Genomic DNA, 18,202 nt, shown 5'->3' on the forward strand with positions numbered 1-18,202 from the left:
AGGAGGACGTAAGAGACATATATGAAAGAACAGTTGCGTTCTATTCACCCGCTGGCCTGGACGATTATTGTCGGTACTATTTTTGGGCGGATGGCGACATCCATGAGTATCCCGTTTTTGTCTATTTACCTTACCACCCGTTTAGGGGTGTCCCCCTTTCATACGGGGGTGATCGTATCGGTCAGCTCGTTGGTCGGCATTTTTGCCAGTTTTTACGGTGGATATATTTCAGATCGAATCGGACGGCGTAAGGTGATGCTGGTGTCCATTGCGAGCTGGGCGCTTGTATTCGTTGCTTTTGCGTTGGCGGAAGCGGCCTGGGCCTTTTTTGTCATTAATGCTCTGAATGGCCTGTGCAGATCCTTGTTCGAGCCAACCTCACGGGCGCTGTTATCAGATGTAACCCTGAAGGAGAAAAGACTGCTTATCTACAATATGAGATATGCGGCCATTAATGTTGGGGTGGTGGCAGGGCCGTTGCTTGGTTTAATGCTAGGATCTGCATCCACGGGTACGCCGTTTATGGTAGCTGCTGGTGTGTACGCATTGTACGGGGTACTGTTGTTGATCCAATTTGCCCGGTATGCATCGGATCTGCATATAGGTACAACAGCGGGAGAGGCTCCACTGCGAATGGGTGAGGCATTCCGTACAGCCAGCCGTGACCCGGTGTTTATGCCAATTTTGCTGGGAACGGTATTTTGTGTGATGGGCTATGCGCATTCCAATTCCACAATGCCTCAATTCTTGTCCTTATCCTTCGCAGAAGGAACCCGATGGTTTACATACATGCTGACGGTCAACGCGGTTTGTGTATTGGCATTTCAATATCCGCTGGTGCGACTGGCAAGCCGATTTTCCCCGGTGAATTCTTTGATTGCAGGGAATATATGTATTGCGGTCAGCCTGTTGCTGTGCGGTATGCTAAACTCAGGCTGGATGTTTATACTGGATATGGTGCTGTTTACGGTTGGTGAAGTGTTATTGTTCACGATGCTGGACGTATTGATTGACCAAATTGCAGATGCTCAATATAAAGGGACCTACTTCGGTACAATCGGCTTTAATAATTTGGGAAGCGTGCTGGCTCCTTTATTTGGTGGCTGGTTGCTGGATATCTATGGTCAAACGGCGCCGCTTGCCGTTTTTGTTCCGGTTGCCCTGTCGGTTGTGATTGGTATTCCATTCCTTCTGGTCGCACGCCGCCGTCTGGTGCAGCGTACAGCACGGATCGCGGCTCAGGGAGGAAAATCGGTGCAGCAACTGTCATCATAAAAAGGGAGTTGAGTGCAGGATGAAGTCGGAAGAAAATGCGCTACGAATCATACAATATATGAATGATCCGCAGGTACTGCAAGACTTGCGCTATGTGCGAGAGCTGAAGTTGCCACAAGGATGTATTGCCGCAGGCTATGTACGTAACCGGGTTTGGGACAAGCTCCATGGCTATACAACTGCTACACCTTTAAACGATATTGATGTTATTTATTTTGACCCGAAAAATACGCTAGAGGAACGAGATGAGTATCTAGAATTGTCCTTGAACCGTAAGCAGGCCGGACGTAACTGGTCTGTCAAAAATCAGGCTCGGATGCATATTCGCAACGGTGAGGCTCCGTATTCCTCGGTAGAGGATGCGATGAGCCGCTGGCCAGAGACGGCAACGGCTGTGGCGGTTAGAATGAATGACAAGGATCAAATAGAGGTCATTTGTCCGCATGGATTGGAAGATTTACTGGATATGCGGGTACGGCAAAGCCCTTTGTTTCGTCACACAACGGCTTTTCGTCAGCGTGTATTTGAGAAGCAATGGCTTGATAACTGGCCGTTGCTTATTATGGAGAATTAGAGTGTAATCCTAATTTCAGGATATTAAGGAGAGACGACAAACAATGTTTAAAAATATAAAAACAGATTCAGATCGTGAGGAGGTTCTGGAGCTGTTAACCTACGCTGTGCTGGATCACCCTGAACGCGGAGAAGCAGCTTTACGTACCTATCAAGCCTCGGATGACTGGAAGCTGTTCGGTGTAGAAGATGAAGGACTTATTGTAGGTATTGTCGGCTTTGAGGAGCAGGAGGATGGGACAACCGTAATTCGTCATCTGGCCGTGTTGCCTGAAAACCGTCATAGAGGATATGCCAGAGGTATGCTGCTTACGCTCATTCAGGAGCGTAATCCGAAACGGCTTACTGTGGACACGGATGCGGAGGGGGCAGATTTCTTCCGCAACGTGGGCTTTGCCGTCTATGGATCAGAGGATTTGCCAGAGGGTGGGCAATTCCATTGTGTATATGAAATAGACGAAGAATAAGCGAATCTCCGGGTCCCGCGTCCCTTTTTCTACATAAGATATGTTATGTAGAAAGAGGGAGGTGAGTTTCATTGGCGTACCATTACACAGCGATTGGAGATTCTTTAACAACAGGTGCAGGGACGTTGCTGAGCGGCGGATTTGTACCTATCTATCGGCGAATGACAGAAAGACATCTCCGTACGCCAGTCAGTTACGAGAATCTGGGAATCAATGGGCTGACATCGCAGGAGTTGCTGTCAATGGTCCGCAACAATCCGCTTTTTCGGTCGGCGCTCAGCCGGGCTGAACTTATAACCGTAACGATCGGCGGAAATGATCTGCGCCCATACATCAGCGCCCTTGCTGGAGGTTCCGGCTTGTCGGGTTCTTCCATTCCGCAAGCGTTGAATCACACAAAAGAACATGTGCGCCAAATTGTACATGCCCTGTATCAGATAAAGTCCGGTCAGCGTGAGCCATTTATCATCCGAATGGTGGGATTATATAATCCTTTTCCAGGGGTGAGGGAGGCGGGAGTATATGTGCGCCAGTATAACTCGTTTCTCTATACATTGGGCGGACCAAATTACCGGGTGGCGAACATTTATCCCGCATTTGAGGGCTATGAACGGGCACTGCTTTCGTTAGATCGGGTGCATCCGAACAGTCGTGGTTATCGCGTGATTGCGGAAGAGCTGAATCGGCTTGGTTATGCGCCGTTACGGTGAGCGTGAGAGGATGCTTTGGATCGGACAAAGTATATTAGAGAAAGAGGTTCATGATGGCAGTAGCAACTGACCATCATGAACCTCTTTCTTTGCATTAGTAGGCGTGCTGTTTAGCCGATTAATTTACGGAATAAGCTACGTACAGCCCACTTGCGCTCACTTCGTTTACGGTATTTGGGCAGAGAGCGATAGACGGCAATGGACTGGTTAAAGGCTACAATGGCCTCATCCTTGCGTCCCAGCATACGGTACATCAAGCCTGTCAGATAATAGCCCTCACTGGAAGAAGACTGAATTTCCTGAAATTGCTGCAGATAATGAAGTGACTTATTTACGTCGCGTTCTTTGAAAGCAGCGGCTAAATGCAAATAAGGCTCACCGTATTTCACCCGCGGGTTAATATCCAGTGCTTTCAGTAAATCCTGTTCTCCATCCTCCAGATGGTTTGTGTGTACTTCAGCCGTTCCCCGTGCGTTCCAATAGTCTGCTGAATCTTCGTAACGGGATTGAATTTCCAATAATAGCTCCAAAGCCTGATGATATTTCTTGCTTTCGATCCAGATACGAGCCAAATCGAACTTGGCAGCCACATCGTTGGCGTTTAGCGTAATCTGTTGGCGCAATCGAGCGGCATTGCGTCTTCTTTTCCATGGTTTACTGATGCTGGGCAGTACACCGACAAAGCTGCGATCCAATATATAGATCACGATTAGGAGTACGAGCATTGCCAAAAACGGGTTGCCGAGCAAACTCCATAGTAGAGAGAAAATTAAAAATTTCCCAATCATTTTGCTCCAATCCTCCTGTGCATGTAACAATCCATACTTTCCACATTATAGCATAGTGTTACTTTAAGGGTCATTAGCATGATGGATTTGGAAGGATGGTAGAGGGGAGAGAAGAAACATACTTATTTGTGATGCTCGATGTATAGTTTTAGAGAAAAGGAACCTTTTTTTATCCCCGCCAAAAGGTTGAACAGTCTGCCTTATCCAAAATATTAAACTCGATCATTTTCTCAAGTAATGAGAAATCAACGGGACTATCCCACTGGATACGTATCAACTGCTTGGTGTGATCATAGCCAGCCTGCACAATTAACTCAGAAAAATGATTAATCCCTGCCTTTTCAGGAGCAACGGCCAAATGATGTTTGGCTACGCTAAAGCCAATAATAAATGTGCCGTGATCCGTAAACATAGGCTGACTCCACGCAATTTTTGCCATTAAATTTGGAAACTTCTTGGTTACCCAAGCCAAAACCTCTTGCGTTCGAGCCCGATGTTGTGGGTTCTCAATATGCGCTAAATATTCTGTAAAAGCTTCCATGTTGTTCCCTCCTTAATTAAAAATTATATCGTTCAGAAAAGTTCCTCAAACCTATTTGTCGTTAAAACTCCTCACAGAATGGCTCAGACAGATTCTTAACAACACCTATTTCCAACTATATATATTTTCAAACTAGATAGTCAAAATGGTTTAACTATCATTTTATCGCAGCAACATGTTTCTTAAGAAGTAATTGTCTGTTGAAAAATATAAAAATATATTTAGATATAAAAAAATACCTTTTATGTCCTGTTATATTCCTCAGCAAGAATAGAGTACAAATATGAATCATGAAACTCGCCTTTGTAGTACCAGTGTTCACGCATCAAACCTTCACGTTGCATTCCGATCTGTTGCATAACCTTCTCAGAAGCCTTGTTTTCTGGACGACATGTTGCATAAATACGGTGGACAGCAAGTGTGCTAAATCCAAAGTCTAGTAACGCTCGTGCTGCCTCTGCTGCATAACCCTTCCCTTGATAATCTGGATTCAAAACATAACCGATTTCTGCATTAGTATCTTTGACATGAATACCAACACCGCCGATCAGGGTTCCATTGTTTTTCAGACAAACGGCTAGTTCATAGTCTTGTCGTGGCTGTTCCTGCTGTGAAGCTAGAACTTGTTCTATATATTCCTTTGTATCTTCTTCTGTATTCGGTCCCCAGGCCGTATATCTAGTAACTTCAGGCAATGACGTGTAGGTATGTATACTTTCCCAATCGGATCTGCCAATATCACGAATGATGAGCCGGTTTGTCTCAAATTGCATAACGATTCCTCCTGTCTATAATCAACAGACTCTACTTAGTATTTTAAAACGATTAACATCTCAATCCAATCTTTTATGCATTCGTAGCCTTTAAACGTTAGACCTCCATTTAACAATGAACCCAGACCTTTTGCCGCCTGAACGCAAACCGCAATCAGAAGTTAATGAATGTGGTACTGGAATCCTCCTGTTATTGGCTATCTGGTTCGTCCTAAAACAGCCTGCGCGCTGTGACGAAACGTTTCTGCCATTTATCATCAAACGTGTCAAAATGAACGCCGCGTTCTTTGGAGAAGGTATGCAGCAATGTGTTGTTCCCTGCATAGATCGCCACATGGCCGATCTCCAGGCCGCGTGCGCTAAAGAACAGCAGATCGCCTTTACGCAGCTCGTTCAGCCCGACCTTCCGGCCTTCTTTAGCCTGATCGTAAGAGACACGGGGGAGGTCGATAGAGAGCGTATGCCGGAACACTTCCTCCACAAATGAAGAACAATCAAAGGTCGATGTCTGGCCGCTTGCTGCTCCGAATTCATAAGGAGTACCAAGGAATTTTTCTCCGTAGGCGATCAGTTCATCTCCTTGTCGTTCCACCAGGGATGGGCTGGTATAATCGCTGTATTTTGGTTTAGCCGATATATATCCGGTCAGGTTGTCTTTAGTGCGCACTTCCAGCCAGAGAGCATTGACCTCGCGAATGACATGAACCTTTTCGTCGGCTGGAATAAGCCGTAGGGAAGAGGAAGCTATCGATGAATCCGGTTTGCTGCGCAGGTTGACCCCGAAAAGAACCGTTGTGAAAAAATCGTCCCTGGAGGCAATTCGGATGGTCCGGGTCAAGGCCTCCCACTTTACTGTGCTCCCAAGTGCTTCGCTTACAAAACGCAGTGGAATCATCGTGTTGCCCTCAACAATCTGTCCTGGAACATTCAGGGACAGCGTATCGCCGTTTAAGGTGGCAGCGAGTTCCCCGATGCGATAGGTCAGCACCGTGTCGTTTTTGGTTGCCGTTACGGTTTTGTCGGATCCATCCCAGGAAAGCCTGGCTCCTTGCGCCTCAAACAACTGGCGCATGGGGATGAGCGTTGTCCCGTCTAGCAGCAGCGGCTGGACGGCAAGCTGAAGCGGGCGGTCATCTACATAAACGGTTGTCACCGGAGTCGTCCGTACCGACTTTGCATAAGAGGGGGGAGCTTGGAGCAGTGATACCGCCAGCAGAGCCAGCAATACTTTCTTGTTGATTGTCATGCTGTTATCACCTCATTGTGAATGTGTTCATCTAAGTTGTACGAGACTGCCTCCGATTAGTTGTACACCAAATATTGGATTTATTCAAAAAAACAAAACAAACAAAAATAAAACAAAAAAATATCTGTGTTTTATTATTGACATCAAAATAAAGTAAAGATAAAATTATATTTGTGAAATATTTCACTTTAGAGATTGATTCCATAATTAGCGAGGCATTAAGAAGTGAATTCTTAGGAGGCCGATTTTTTATGAGTGCACATGTATTTTTTGTACCATCTATCAATCTTATGGGAACAGGATGTTTGCATGAAGTTGGGCCGTATATAAAAGAACTAAATTTAAACAAAGCTCTAGTCGTTACGGATAAATTTTTGATGAAGAGTGGCATTGCAGGCAAGGTTACATCTTTGCTGGATGATATTGGATTGAACTATGCGGTATACGATGAAGTAAAACCAAATCCGACCTGTAAAAATGTACATGATGGTGTTCAGTTTCTGCAAGAAAACGGATGTGACTTTTTAATTTCGATTGGCGGAGGATCACCACAGGATACGGCTAAGGGAATCGGCATTATTGCTACCAATGGGGAACATATAACCGAGTATGAGGGCGTTCATAAATCCACGCATAAATCGCTTCCTATTGTGGCTATTAATACCACAGCAGGAACATCGGCTGAAATCACGATTAATTATGTCATTACGGACGAAGAGCGCAAGGTCAAGATGGTTATGGTGGATAAGAATAGTGTAGCTACGATTTCGGTCAACGACCCTGAACTGATGGTAGATAAACCCGCCACATTAACGGCAGCTACAGGACTAGATGCTTTGACTCACGCTATTGAAGCTTTGGTTACGCCAGGCTCCTATCCTGTAACGGATGCGACTGCATTGGCAGCAGTAGAGATTATTTTTAATCATTTGGCTCGTACGGTGAGCAACGGTCATGATATAGAAGCACGTGAGCAAATGGTATACGCTATTTTCTTGGGAGGACTAGCATTTAATAATGCTGGATTGGGTTACGTTCATGCAATGGCGCATCAGCTTGGCGGCGTATACGATTTACCTCATGGTGTTTGCAATGCCATGCTGCTGCCGATTGTGGAGGAGGAGAACGCCAAGCATGTACCAGAGAAATTTCGTGCCATCGCTAAGGTCATCGGTTTTGAAGATAAGGGGAAAACGGATAAGGAATGCGCAGACTATGTAATCCAAAGAATCAAAGACCTGTCGAAGGAAGTTGGAATTCCTTCCAAACTTTCTGAACTGGGTGTAAATGAAGTGGATTTGGATCTGCTTGCCGAGAACTCAATGAAGGATGCTTGCGCTCCGGGCAATCCGTTCATACCTAGCAAAGAACAAGTTATCGAGATGTTTAAGAAAATTCTTTAAATAAAAGGTACAATTATTGTGTTAAATATTATAAGGGCTGTCTCAGGAAATGATCGAAGAATACTGGGAACGGCCCTTTTTATTTGCATTTTCTACTAAGAGATTTGTGAGACTAGAGATAAGACAGCCCCATTGAAGATTAATGGCACAGCTCTCTCGGCTAAAGCTGTAGGAGACTCTTTTTTTCCTTCCGCATTCCAACGAAAGGTTACACCATAAATGGACCAGCTTAATATGTTCGCGGCAAGTTCTAACGTTCTTTGGTCTGTATTATTGGCTTCTCTTGTTATGAGTTGAAGTATGAATTGCTCTAATTGATTCTTAATATGTTCTTCCAGGATCGGTGCCACTGAATTATATTTATGAACGCATTGATTACTTGAGTCGTGATAGTCACATAACGAAAGAATAAGTTTCTGAATGGTCTCCTCCGACAAACGTGCCTCAGCATCAATCCTCTTGATAACATACTCCAAAAATACGTCTGACAAAAGGGTTTCAAGCAGTGCATATTTATCTTGAAAATGTGCATAGAACGTGGCACGGTTAATGGTGGCTTTTTGGGTAATGTCATTGATCGTAATCGTGTAGAAGTCTTTCTTATTTAATTGGTCAACGAATGCGTCGAGAATTAATCTACGTGTTCGAATGACGCGCGGATCGTTTGGGTTGGGTGAAGTTACACCAGGCATCCTCAAGACACTCCTTTCAGGTAAATCAAATGATTTCCCCATTATAAACATGTGTTGTTTTGTCAACAAGTGAATTTAGATATACAACAATTTCATAACCCTTTTGGTTAAGCAACAGAAAGAACATTTTGTCGGTTGAATGATAAATTAAACATTGCTAACATTTTACTTGCACCCCGTTTGATGATGCACGAGCCTTCTATATAATCCTTTTAAAACGATAAAAGAAAATGAGGAGGTACAAGCCTTGAGTAATCAACCGCAAAATGTCCATTCAACAGAAGCTTTATTTCAACCTTATACCATTCATAATCTGACCTTACAGTCTCGTATTGTAATGCCGGCAATGGGCCGCGCTTTTTCACCCAATGGTGTGCCAGGACCGGATGTAGCCGCTTATTATCGCCGTCGCGCAGAGAATAATGTAGGTCTTATTATTACTGAAGGCGCAGTGATTGACCATCCGGCTGGAACAAGTGAGCCGAGGATACCTAATTTTTATGGGGAAGCGGCTTTAAACGGTTGGGCTGAAGTGGTCAGACAGGTTCATGAAGCTGGTAGTAAAATTTTCCCACAGCTTTGGCATATGGGAATGGCTCGTCCTTTGGGATCTCAGCCGAATCCGGAAGCACTATCGATTGGTCCATCGGGGCTGGATCTGGATGGTAATAAAGTGACCGAGCCGATGACAGAAGAAGAAATCGCCAAGGTCATTGGCGCCTATGTCGATGCAGCGGCGAATGCAAAACGACTGGGCTTTGACGGCGTTGAAATTGACGGAGCACACGGTTATCTGGTTGATCAATTCTTTTGGGAGAGAACGAACCAACGTACGGATCGCTATGGTGGCGATATCATAAAACGTGCACAATTCGCCATTGAGCTTGTGGAAGCTATTCGTGCTGAGGTTGGCCCTGACTACCCTATTGCCATGCGTCTATCCCAATGGAAAATGAATGATTACAACGCAAAGCCGTTCGATACACCGGATAAACTGGGGCAGCTACTGAATGTGTTAGTACAAGCGGGCGTGGACATCTTCCATTGCTCGACACGTCGCTTTTGGGTACCTGAATTTGAAGGCTCCGATTTGAGCTTTGCCGGATGGGTGAAGAAGCTGACTGGAAAAACCACGATTACGGTTGGTTCTGTAGGTCTGGATGAGGATTTTGTAAGTTATACGGAAGGGAAAGGGGCAGGACACCAAGATATTAATGAACTTCTGGAACGGCTGGACAACAATGAATTTGACTTGGTAGCTGTTGGGCGTGCGCTTCTGGGAGATCCTACTTGGGCTACGAAAATACGTGAAGGCCGAATTCATGATCTTCAAACCTTTACACCTGAGGTACTTCAAACGCTCAACTAAAACATATCATACTTTGAACACCACTTCATTTCATAAATAAACACTGTAAGCCAAAATACTCAAAGTGAGGTAAGGAACTTTGGTATTTTGGCTTTTTTATGCGTCTGCGATAGTAGTCCATCATGAACCATTTTAGATTAAGTCATATTTGCTTTAAAGTTTTCTTTTCTTGGGTAATTTAGATCTCATTATAACAGACTTAATCCTAGTTCTTTGAAATCATTCATATACTAAAACCAGATCAGACTGACACCAATACTTGATATATATAGATGTCTATGTAATAATGCTTGTATGTTAAAAAATAATGCAGCTGCACTGATAGGAACCATTAGAGACTTGATCAATAAATTGATTGTGTCTGAGCTTGAAGCGAATGGAATTGAAGGGATTGTTCCTACTCATGGTGGAATTCTAATGTTCCTTTATCAAAAGGATGGGCTTTCCATTAAGGAATTGACGCAAAAAATTTCTCGGCAGCAACCCACTGTCACTGTTTTGATCGACAAGCTAGTGAAGTTGGGATATGTCGAAAGAAAAAAAGAAAGGGAGGATAGTCGAGTTACCCTGATATTTCTGACCGATAAGGGAAGAGAGATAGAGCCTATATTTGAGATGATCTCCAACAGATTACAAGAAACGATCTATGGTGGTCTTAAAGATGAAGAAAAAGAACAGCTGGAATATTTGCTGGAGCATGTCAAAAACAGATTATAAATTTTTTTAAGTAAATGTATAGATATCTATATTAATATCAAAATAACAATAAAACATCGGGAGGTTATTAAAATGAAACATCTTATCATCTATGCTCACTCTAACGCAGAAAGCTTTAATCATGCGATACTCGAAACGGTTGTAAATACCTTGAAAGAAAAAGGTGACGAAGTCGTTGTACGCGATCTATATGCCCTTGATTTTCAACCTGTATTAAAACCTGAGGATACTGCCGCTATGAGAGCAGGGCAAACCCCGGCTGATATCAAAGTCGAGCAGGAATACATCTCACAATCGGATACGATTACTTTTATTTCTCCCATCTGGTGGACAGGTCTTCCGGCTATCCTGAAAGGTTACGTTGACCGTGTATTTGCATACGGCTTTGCATATACGGCTGGTGCAGAAGGGATTAATAAGCTGCTTAGAGGTAAAAAAGGTTTTATCGTAAATACACATGGCACTCCCAACGCGATCTACGATGAAATCGGTATGACCGCAGGATTGAAGATCACATCAGATACGGGAATTTTTGATTTCGTTGGAATTGAATCCGTCGGTCACTTACTGCTTGGAAGTATTGGTTACCTTGATGAAGATGGCTATAAAGGACTGCTGAAGCAAGTCCAAGATACGGTTAAAACGGTGCTGTAAAGTCAGTTTATGTTCTCTTAGAAACGTAAGACATTCTTTAAATGATGAGGTCAACCCGTATTTAGTGGTTGGCCTTTTCTTATAGTGCTTATATATCTTCAACATCCCGGTTCATAGATCTTTGAATTTGTAATAGCATCTTGGGGCAGATATAACTGGAAATTCAAGGGTGTGTTGAAGCATGACTCTATGATCTTTCGACGGTTTTGGTGAAGAGTAAACCGTTTCATGTTATATAAACAACTCCTTTACCGTAAACTGGCAAGAGGTGATCAAGCGTATTTTTTCTTTTTCGACGCTGAGCTCATTTACCCTTGTATTAAAATTCACAAATATTTCATTGTTATTATTGTGGGCAATTCATTATAGTACATAGTATTAATAGTTAACTGTATGTATTATGTGTGTTGCGGAGGTTCACTATGAAAGATTATGAACTAAGGGACGAATTGAGAGAATCCGTTAACCGGATTTATGGCATGGAATTATTCAGTAGCCTGACGGAGCTTGTTCAGGGGGAAAACCATGTGCTTCAATATTTAGTTCAGCATCGGGATGATGAAATTAATCCGTCCTTGCTCAGCGATCATCTGCATGTATCCAGATCAAGAATTACGGCAGCGCTTACGGGATTAAGAAAAAAAGGCTATGTGACTATGGAAATGTCTGAGCATGACAGACGACGAATGTGTGTAAGGCTCACAGTAGATGGTGAATCCTTGATCAAACAGAAGCAAGAGAGAATTGAAGGTTATTTTGAAGCGCTTGTAGTAGGTTTGGGTGAGAAGAATGTGAAGGAATTTATACGGTTAATTGAGCTTTCTTTGAGTATTATGAATGCGCGTTCTATTGAAAAATAACATAATGTGAGGGTGTACCGGGTGAGATATAAAATAATAGTGGATAGCTGCTGTGATTTAACGAGAGAGCTTAGAGAAGAGATGCAAGTTACTACGATTCCGTTGAATATGACGCTGGGAGATAAATGCTTTGTAGATGATGACACATTGGACTTGCCTCAGTTTATGGAAGAAATGAAAGCCTGTACAACCAAAATTGGATCCGCATCACCGTCACCTATGCTGTATAAGGAAGCCTTTCAAGGTGCGCATACTTCTTTTGCCATTACATTATCCAGCAACCTGTCCAGTTCGTATTCCAGTGCATTGGTAGGAAAAGATATGGCGGAAGAAGAAGGGGCGGATGTTCATGTATTTGATTCGAAAAGCGCTTCGGCTGGACAGCTTTTGTTAGCTCTAAAACTACGCAAGTTAATTGACGAGGGATATCATAAAAGCGAAATTATTTCTTCCTTGGAGAGCTTTATCAGCAAGATGAAAACCTACTTTGTTTTAGAAAATCTGGATAATTTGGTTAAGAACGGACGAATGAATAAAATCACTGGAAAGATACTTTCACTCTTGCATATCAGGCCTATTTTAGGCTCGGATGGTGACGGGAATATCGCATTTTTTACTCAAGCACGCGGTCAGAATCAAATTATCGAAAAGCTGGCAGATACTATTGAAAAAAGTGGTCGGGCTACCGAAGGGGAAAGCATCGTCATTACTCACTGCAATAATCCTGGGCTGGCGGAAAAATTAATGAATGCGCTAAAGAAACGCTATCAATTTAAAGATATTCATATTGTGTCCACCAGAGGGATTAGTTCAATGTACGCCAATGACAAAGGGATCATTATGGCCTTTTAAAATATTCAGGGTTTATCCTCGCTGTATGGATAAACCCTTTTTAGTACACTAAGACTTTGCGGGAGTTCAAGCCTATCTCAATTTTCTAATGAGGACAGAAGCGTTTATGCTGGCTTGAGTTCCTCCGGCTTGTGTTTGCAGGGTAACAGCAGTAGTAGAGCTATGGTTTCGCAAAGTAAGGACGTCACCGCATGCCAGAGCGAGGATGGCTTGCCCTGTGTTCTGTTGTGTCCCGGCTCCTGAGCCGTATACAGTTCCCTCAGCCAGTGCGCCATTAATAAAGAGGGCGAATTGGTTAGGTTCCACACCGGACACCGAAAAGTGAACTTCATATTTTCCAGCATCGGATACAGCAATCTGTGTAGTTCCTGGAACATGAGCAATTCCAGGTGTAAGTATACCGTTTGTATCCAAAATGACATCCCCTTCAATCGGAACAACTTGGGACTTCACATTATAAATATAACCGAACTGCGCTAAATCACCTATGGTTCCAGAATCCCCTTCAGGCCCTAAAGCGCCATGATTAATATTCACACTTACAAGTTGCTTTTTGACGATGATGTCTTTCCCGAACCCTTTCCGTTTCGAGCGGCCTTTTCTTTTTGGGGGCTTTTCCTCAAACTTTTTTTCTAACTTATCAAACCAGGCACGGACAAAAACATTTTTTTTACGGCCTTTTTTTCGTTTTAATTCAGGATGACCCAATACAAACACCTCCATATGGTTTGTTGTATACTACTCCATTCATCTAGAAGAGGCATGGATATCTGTCCTGTGATCCATAGGAAACGATCTATTTTGACTAAAAACAGGCTGCTGTACAAGGTACATTCGTCTAGTATGTAAAAAAGCACCTTTGAATGTGCACTTGGATAATAACCAAGGAACAGACAAAGGCGCCAGTAGAGACGTGTATCATGATGAAGCGGTTTGAAGCCGCTTTTTGCGCACATATAGGGCGTACAAGATGCCCCCAAGCAGACACAGGATGCAGGCGAATCCTGCCAGCAACCACGCCGATGAGACTGCTCCACCACGATCCATGCTATTTCCGAGCCATAAAGGCAGCAGAGCTCCTCCAACTCCACCTGCGCCTATAAGCAGGCTGGTGGTGGATTCTTCGGTGCCTGGCATCATTTTGCTGGCAAAAACAAGTGCGATGGAGAAGATCCCGGACATGCCCAGCCCCAGCAGTACAATAAGGATAAAGGCGCCGGCAGTGCCTTTGATCAGCGGGAACACGCATAGCAGCAAGGTCGCTGCCAGCGAGCTCAGGGCGACAAAGACACCGTAGCCGTATCGATCGGCAATGTAGCCTGTGAATAACCGGCCGGTAGCCATTGCTAACCAGAAGCAGGTGACACTAAGTGCTGCTTCGGCTTGTGTGAGACCCAAACGTTCGATGAACATGGAGGGCAGGAAATTAGCCAGGCTCATCTCTGTTCCTACATAGATAAAGAAAAAGACGATAAATAGTGCAAGTAGCTTCCAATTGCCTATAGGGCTACCTTTAGAAGCCTCCACCGTGGGGGATTTGGGTGAGTTGGTGGAACGCGCATGGTTGTCACCTCGGTGTTCCTGTTGGTCTAATACAGCGTCCAGCGTGCCGAATGACCCACGCAGCCAAGCTATGACGGTCACGGCTGCAAACATGGAAATGATGGGAAAGGCCAATCGCCACCAACCGAGAGCAATGAGCTGGCTGGCGATAGCGGGCATAGCCAAAGCGCCGATCCCAAAAAAGACTTCCAGACGGCTCATCGCCGCGCCCGTTCCTTGAGTAATACCGCTGATAATAATAGTGCCAATAAGTGTTTCTACCATGCCGAAGCCAAACCCGGCTGCTGCCCCGACGGCATATAGCCAACCCCAAGGCAGCAGCAATGAGTACAGCACTTCAGCCGCGCACAGCAGGAGCAGGGCGAATACTAGACTTCGGCGTTTGCCGAAACGCCGGGCAAGCCACGGCGACAGCAGGACTCCAGCCAGAAAACCGGAAAATTGAGCGAAGATTAGGCTTCCGCCGTCCGTATAGTTTCTACCGTAATGCTCTAACAACACAGGCAGTAGGGAGCCTACAACCACGTGTGCCAGGCCGATTAAAAAATAAGACAAGCTGCCGATCCATAGCAGTCGTTTCATGATGAACTCCTTTGATACCTAGATTTGAATCATGCAACAAACTGAACTGCATGATTCAAATCTGAGTGATTATGATAGCTCCAGTACTTGAAAGCCGTAGCCTTCAATAGAAATATCTCCTTCCAGATATTTACCGCTGATCAGCTCATTCCCTTTCTGATCATCCAGATGATATTGCTGCGTCTGGGCGTTATGATTCAGAACGAATAGATACGATTTTCCATCTTTGATCCGTACAGTGGCTTCTACACCCGCAGGAGCGCGCAGCAGGGATGGAATCCCTTTTTGCTCACAAATGTAGCCCAGCAGGCCATCAAGGAAAGTCTCTTCAGGATCTGAAGCAACGTACCATGCCTCACCTTGACCGAAACGATTGCGTGTCAGCACTGGCATGCCCTGATAGAAATCATCGCCGTATTCGGCTAGCACTTCAGCGCCTTCGCTATGCAACAAGTCGCAGAGCAGACCGCATTTATATTCACCTTGTAATACGCCCACCTTTTCTTTCAATACAATGCGATTGTGTGATTCCGGCAGAAGCGCGTCTATTTCTTCCACCCAGATCCCAAGCAAGTTACGCAGTTTACCAGGATATCCTCCGGTTGTGACCAGATCATTTTCATTTACAATGCCACTGAAAAAGGTCGTTACGAAGGTGCCACCATGCTCTGTGAATTGTTCCAGCTTCTCGGCGGTACCCGGCTTGACCATGTAGAGTACAGGCGCGATAATGAGATCATATTTCTGGAAATCTGCATCAACAGAAACCAGGTCTACCTGTACATTCCGCCGGAAGAGGGGAGCATAATACTTGTGCACCTGATCCACATATTTCAAGGCGACAGAAGGGCCGCTTGATTTTTCCAAAGCCCACCAATTATCCCAATCGAATAAAATGGCTACTTTGGCATTAACGGTCGCGTCAAGTAGCGTGTTGCCTAATGCGCCAAGCTCACTGCCAAGCTGTGCCACCTCGCGAAATACACGTGTGTTCTCATGCCCGGCATGTTCAATGACGGCCCCGTGGAATTTCTCACAGGCGCCGATCGAGCGGCGAAGCTGGAAGAACATGACCGTGTCCGCGCCATGCGCGACTGCCTGATAACTCCATAATCGCATAACGCCAGGCCGTTTAAGCGAATTATACGCCTGCCAGTTCTGCTGGCTCGGTGTTTGCTCCATCAGCATAAAGGGTTGCCCATCCTTCAAGCCGCGCATCAGATCGTGCGCCATCGCCGTATAGCTTATCGGAGTATTGGCCCCGGGATAGCTGTCCCAAGATACAATATCCATGTGCTTAGCCCATTTAAAATAGTCCAGTTGTTTAAAAAAGCCCATCAGATTGGTCGTTATCACGGCATCGGGAACATGTTTTTTAATCGCGTTATACTCCAGCAGATAACAATCAAGCATACTGTCTGAATTAAAGCGTGCATAATCGAGGGATATGCCCTGAAAGGTCGAGTGATTTTCTCCCCAATGCTCGCTCAGATTATTTGGTGGTACAATTTCATCCCAATCATAGAAGGTGTGACCCCAGAAGGAAGTATTCCACACCCGGTTTAGTTCTTCCAGTGATCCGTATTTTTGCTTGAGCCACACCCGAAATGCGGCCGCACAGTTATCACAATAGCAATCCCCGCCGTACTCATTGGACACGTGCCACACGAGGATCGCAGGATGGTTTTTGTATCGTTCTGCAAGTCGATCAGCCATCTGCTCCGCATATTTTCGGTAAGTTGGGCTATTCGGACAAGAGTTGTGGCGGCCGCCGAATTTCCGCTTACGCCCGTCAGCATCGACTCGTAGAATGTCGGGATAACGCGTAGCCATCCAGGCTGGATGCGCTGCCGTGCTTGTAGCTAAACAAACGAAGATATCGCTTTCATAAAGACTGTCAATCAATTGATCCAGCCATTCAAAATGATATGTGATTTCGTCGGATTGAATTTTGGCCCATGAGAATACGTTGACCGTGGCGATATCAATCCCTGCCTGCCTGAACATCCGCAAATCTTCCTGATGCGTGGCCTCATCCCATTGCTCAGGATTATAATCTCCACCGTAAAATACTTTAGGAAGTTTACTGCTTATCATGCCAATCACCTCTGTATATAAGAATAATCCTATCTTATAATACAAATAACTGCTTTTAAATATAATAAAATGAACGTATATATAACAATATGGATCTACATGTGAAATACATACCCGCATACGCCGGAGGTGCTTTTTATGATTTTAACTCCCCATCATTTAAGATTTTTCCTGACTACGCGCGAGCATTCTTTACCCCTTTTTATTGAAAGTATCGGATTTAACAGCAGGCAGGAAGATGTGTCCCGTCCAGAGGGTTATCCGTGCTTTCACTGGATTCAGACGGTGTCTGGTGAAGGGATGTTTTCATTTAAAGGGGGGAGTTTCCGTCTGGGAGAGCAGTCCGGGGTTCTGCTGCTGCCCGGGGAATCCCATGCATACAGACGGGCGACCAAGGTATGGCGAACGTTATACATTACATTTGACGGCCCCATCGCCGCTGCTGTATTGACTGCACTGGGATTGAAGCATACGCGTGGGTATCATTGGGACCCGGATAGCGAGCTACACAGCTTTGGGGAAACTATGCTCCATTCCATGGTTAGTGAACGTGATTTGTCTGGATTAGATGCTTCGGCCAATATGTATCGTTTTCTGACTTTACTGCGTAAACATGGACAACATAGCTCGATGCCTTCCCTATCCCATAATGTAGAACGTTTAACCCCTGTACTAGCCTTTATGGAGCAAAATTATGCCAGTCCCGATGTGGGCCTAGGTGATATGGCAGTTATGATGAATGTCAGCTCCCGTCATTTAAATACATTATTTAAGCAAGCGTTTGGTGTGACTTCTTATGCTTATCTGATTGTAATTCGGCTGCGGAAGGCCAAGGAAATGATGACGGAATATCCGCAATTAACAGTAAAGGAGATTTCGGAGCGAGTAGGATTCCGAGATGCCAGTCATTTTGTGGCAACTTTTCGCCGAGCTGAAGGAATTACGCCTGAAAGGTTCAAATTACTGTATACATAAGGGTATTTTATCGAAATACTCTTTCTTACTCGGGAATGCTCATTTTAGGGAGCATTCCTTATTGT

General features: G+C 44.6%; 19 protein-coding genes. 11 read left to right on the plus strand and 8 right to left on the minus strand.

What is annotated here, in order from left to right; translation table 11 throughout:
• Positions 1-21 precede the first annotated feature (21 nt).
• From NLX74_RS02940 to NLX74_RS02955, 4 genes are all read left to right on the plus strand, one after another.
• The gene (locus NLX74_RS02940; RefSeq protein WP_235308090.1) at positions 22-1,275 is read left to right on the plus strand and encodes an MDR family MFS transporter; all 1,254 of its coding nucleotides are present in this window, start codon (positions 22-24) and stop codon (positions 1,273-1,275) included.
• A gap of 19 nt (positions 1,276-1,294) precedes the next feature.
• Positions 1,295-1,849, plus strand: a complete 555-nt coding sequence (locus NLX74_RS02945) for a nucleotidyltransferase family protein (protein ID WP_061831324.1) — start codon at positions 1,295-1,297, stop codon at positions 1,847-1,849.
• 43 nt (positions 1,850-1,892) lie between these two features.
• Positions 1,893-2,315: a GNAT family N-acetyltransferase gene (locus tag NLX74_RS02950; RefSeq protein ID WP_069291686.1), complete on the plus strand. Its 423-nt coding sequence runs from the start codon at positions 1,893-1,895 to the stop codon at positions 2,313-2,315.
• Between the two features lie 71 nt (positions 2,316-2,386).
• Entirely contained in the window at positions 2,387-3,025 is a 639-nt protein-coding gene (locus NLX74_RS02955; RefSeq protein ID WP_235308091.1) for a GDSL-type esterase/lipase family protein, read from the plus strand.
• Positions 3,026-3,135: 110 nt separating this feature from the next.
• Here NLX74_RS02955 and NLX74_RS02960 read toward each other — a convergent pair whose 3' ends face one another.
• The 4 genes from NLX74_RS02960 to NLX74_RS02975 form a co-directional block, all read right to left on the minus strand.
• On the minus strand, positions 3,136-3,813 hold the full coding sequence (locus NLX74_RS02960) for a tetratricopeptide repeat protein (RefSeq protein WP_254327901.1): 678 nt from the start codon (positions 3,811-3,813) through the stop codon (positions 3,136-3,138).
• A gap of 169 nt (positions 3,814-3,982) precedes the next feature.
• Complete coding sequence (locus NLX74_RS02965) at positions 3,983-4,354, minus strand: iron chaperone (RefSeq protein WP_254327902.1); 372 nt, start codon at positions 4,352-4,354, stop codon at positions 3,983-3,985.
• A gap of 242 nt (positions 4,355-4,596) precedes the next feature.
• Entirely contained in the window at positions 4,597-5,127 is a 531-nt protein-coding gene (locus NLX74_RS02970) for a GNAT family N-acetyltransferase (protein WP_254327903.1), read from the minus strand.
• Between the two features lie 211 nt (positions 5,128-5,338).
• Positions 5,339-6,373 carry a C40 family peptidase gene (locus tag NLX74_RS02975; protein WP_254327904.1) on the minus strand — a complete coding sequence of 345 codons (1,035 nt, stop codon included), beginning with the start codon at positions 6,371-6,373 and terminating at the stop codon, positions 5,339-5,341.
• A gap of 251 nt (positions 6,374-6,624) precedes the next feature.
• Here NLX74_RS02975 and NLX74_RS02980 point away from each other — a divergent pair, with 251 nt between their 5' ends.
• Positions 6,625-7,776 (plus strand): iron-containing alcohol dehydrogenase, encoded by a 1,152-nt coding sequence (locus tag NLX74_RS02980; RefSeq protein ID WP_254327905.1) that lies wholly within the window; start codon positions 6,625-6,627, stop codon positions 7,774-7,776.
• 95 nt (positions 7,777-7,871) lie between these two features.
• Here the strand turns inward: NLX74_RS02980 and NLX74_RS02985 are convergent, their stop codons facing one another.
• Positions 7,872-8,468, minus strand: a complete 597-nt coding sequence (locus NLX74_RS02985) for a TetR/AcrR family transcriptional regulator C-terminal domain-containing protein (protein ID WP_254327906.1) — start codon at positions 8,466-8,468, stop codon at positions 7,872-7,874.
• Between the two features lie 247 nt (positions 8,469-8,715).
• On the opposite strand from NLX74_RS02985, the gene NLX74_RS02990 reads away from it, so the two are divergent.
• The 5 genes from NLX74_RS02990 to NLX74_RS03010 all read left to right on the plus strand — a co-directional run bounded on the left by NLX74_RS02990 (position 8,716) and on the right by NLX74_RS03010 (position 12,920).
• On the plus strand, positions 8,716-9,837 hold the full coding sequence (locus NLX74_RS02990) for an NADH:flavin oxidoreductase (RefSeq protein WP_254327907.1): 1,122 nt from the start codon (positions 8,716-8,718) through the stop codon (positions 9,835-9,837).
• A 294-nt stretch (positions 9,838-10,131) separates the two neighbouring features.
• Positions 10,132-10,554, plus strand: a complete 423-nt coding sequence (locus NLX74_RS02995) for a MarR family winged helix-turn-helix transcriptional regulator (protein WP_235308101.1) — start codon at positions 10,132-10,134, stop codon at positions 10,552-10,554.
• 72 nt (positions 10,555-10,626) lie between these two features.
• Positions 10,627-11,208 carry an NAD(P)H-dependent oxidoreductase gene (locus NLX74_RS03000; protein ID WP_235308102.1) on the plus strand — a complete coding sequence of 194 codons (582 nt, stop codon included), beginning with the start codon at positions 10,627-10,629 and terminating at the stop codon, positions 11,206-11,208.
• Positions 11,209-11,630: 422 nt separating this feature from the next.
• Positions 11,631-12,068 (plus strand): MarR family winged helix-turn-helix transcriptional regulator, encoded by a 438-nt coding sequence (locus tag NLX74_RS03005; RefSeq protein WP_235308103.1) that lies wholly within the window; start codon positions 11,631-11,633, stop codon positions 12,066-12,068.
• 21 nt (positions 12,069-12,089) lie between these two features.
• Entirely contained in the window at positions 12,090-12,920 is an 831-nt protein-coding gene (locus NLX74_RS03010; RefSeq protein WP_254327908.1) for a DegV family protein, read from the plus strand.
• 72 nt (positions 12,921-12,992) lie between these two features.
• On the opposite strand, the gene NLX74_RS03015 is transcribed toward NLX74_RS03010, so the two are convergent.
• The 3 genes from NLX74_RS03015 to NLX74_RS03025 all read right to left on the minus strand — a co-directional run bounded on the left by NLX74_RS03015 (position 12,993) and on the right by NLX74_RS03025 (position 17,162).
• Positions 12,993-13,628 (minus strand): BclA C-terminal domain-containing protein, encoded by a 636-nt coding sequence (locus tag NLX74_RS03015; RefSeq protein WP_254327909.1) that lies wholly within the window; start codon positions 13,626-13,628, stop codon positions 12,993-12,995.
• 210 nt (positions 13,629-13,838) lie between these two features.
• Positions 13,839-15,065 (minus strand): MFS transporter, encoded by a 1,227-nt coding sequence (locus tag NLX74_RS03020; protein ID WP_254327910.1) that lies wholly within the window; start codon positions 15,063-15,065, stop codon positions 13,839-13,841.
• Positions 15,066-15,134: 69 nt separating this feature from the next.
• Complete coding sequence (locus NLX74_RS03025) at positions 15,135-17,162, minus strand: beta-galactosidase (protein ID WP_254327911.1); 2,028 nt, start codon at positions 17,160-17,162, stop codon at positions 15,135-15,137.
• 138 nt (positions 17,163-17,300) lie between these two features.
• On the opposite strand from NLX74_RS03025, the gene NLX74_RS03030 reads away from it, so the two are divergent.
• Positions 17,301-18,137, plus strand: coding sequence for a helix-turn-helix domain-containing protein (locus NLX74_RS03030; protein WP_254327912.1), 837 nt, complete (start codon positions 17,301-17,303; stop codon positions 18,135-18,137).
• The last annotated feature ends 65 nt before the right edge of the window (positions 18,138-18,202 follow it).

Source organism: Paenibacillus sp. MZ03-122A, assembly GCF_024213325.1.
Lineage (GTDB): Bacteria > Bacillota > Bacilli > Paenibacillales > Paenibacillaceae > Paenibacillus > Paenibacillus polymyxa_B.

Excerpts from the sequence above, each read along its gene's own strand:
- NLX74_RS02940 (WP_235308090.1), top strand. The coding sequence starts at position 22 with ATGAAAGAACAGTTGCGTTCTATTCACCCGCTGGCCTGGACGATTATT.
- NLX74_RS02945 (WP_061831324.1), top strand. The coding sequence starts at position 1,295 with ATGAAGTCGGAAGAAAATGCGCTACGAATCATACAATATATGAATGAT.
- NLX74_RS02950 (WP_069291686.1), top strand. The coding sequence starts at position 1,893 with ATGTTTAAAAATATAAAAACAGATTCAGATCGTGAGGAGGTTCTGGAG.
- NLX74_RS02960 (WP_254327901.1), bottom strand. The coding sequence starts at position 3,813 with ATGATTGGGAAATTTTTAATTTTCTCTCTACTATGGAGTTTGCTCGGC.
- NLX74_RS02965 (WP_254327902.1), bottom strand. The coding sequence starts at position 4,354 with ATGGAAGCTTTTACAGAATATTTAGCGCATATTGAGAACCCACAACAT.
- NLX74_RS02970 (WP_254327903.1), bottom strand. The coding sequence starts at position 5,127 with ATGCAATTTGAGACAAACCGGCTCATCATTCGTGATATTGGCAGATCC.
- NLX74_RS02975 (WP_254327904.1), bottom strand. The coding sequence starts at position 6,373 with ATGACAATCAACAAGAAAGTATTGCTGGCTCTGCTGGCGGTATCACTG.
- NLX74_RS02980 (WP_254327905.1), top strand. The coding sequence starts at position 6,625 with ATGAGTGCACATGTATTTTTTGTACCATCTATCAATCTTATGGGAACA.
- NLX74_RS02985 (WP_254327906.1), bottom strand. The coding sequence starts at position 8,468 with ATGCCTGGTGTAACTTCACCCAACCCAAACGATCCGCGCGTCATTCGA.
- NLX74_RS02995 (WP_235308101.1), top strand. The coding sequence starts at position 10,132 with ATGTTAAAAAATAATGCAGCTGCACTGATAGGAACCATTAGAGACTTG.
- NLX74_RS03000 (WP_235308102.1), top strand. The coding sequence starts at position 10,627 with ATGAAACATCTTATCATCTATGCTCACTCTAACGCAGAAAGCTTTAAT.
- NLX74_RS03005 (WP_235308103.1), top strand. The coding sequence starts at position 11,631 with ATGAAAGATTATGAACTAAGGGACGAATTGAGAGAATCCGTTAACCGG.
- NLX74_RS03020 (WP_254327910.1), bottom strand. The coding sequence starts at position 15,065 with ATGAAACGACTGCTATGGATCGGCAGCTTGTCTTATTTTTTAATCGGC.
- NLX74_RS03025 (WP_254327911.1), bottom strand. The coding sequence starts at position 17,162 with ATGATAAGCAGTAAACTTCCTAAAGTATTTTACGGTGGAGATTATAAT.
- NLX74_RS03030 (WP_254327912.1), top strand. The coding sequence starts at position 17,301 with ATGATTTTAACTCCCCATCATTTAAGATTTTTCCTGACTACGCGCGAG.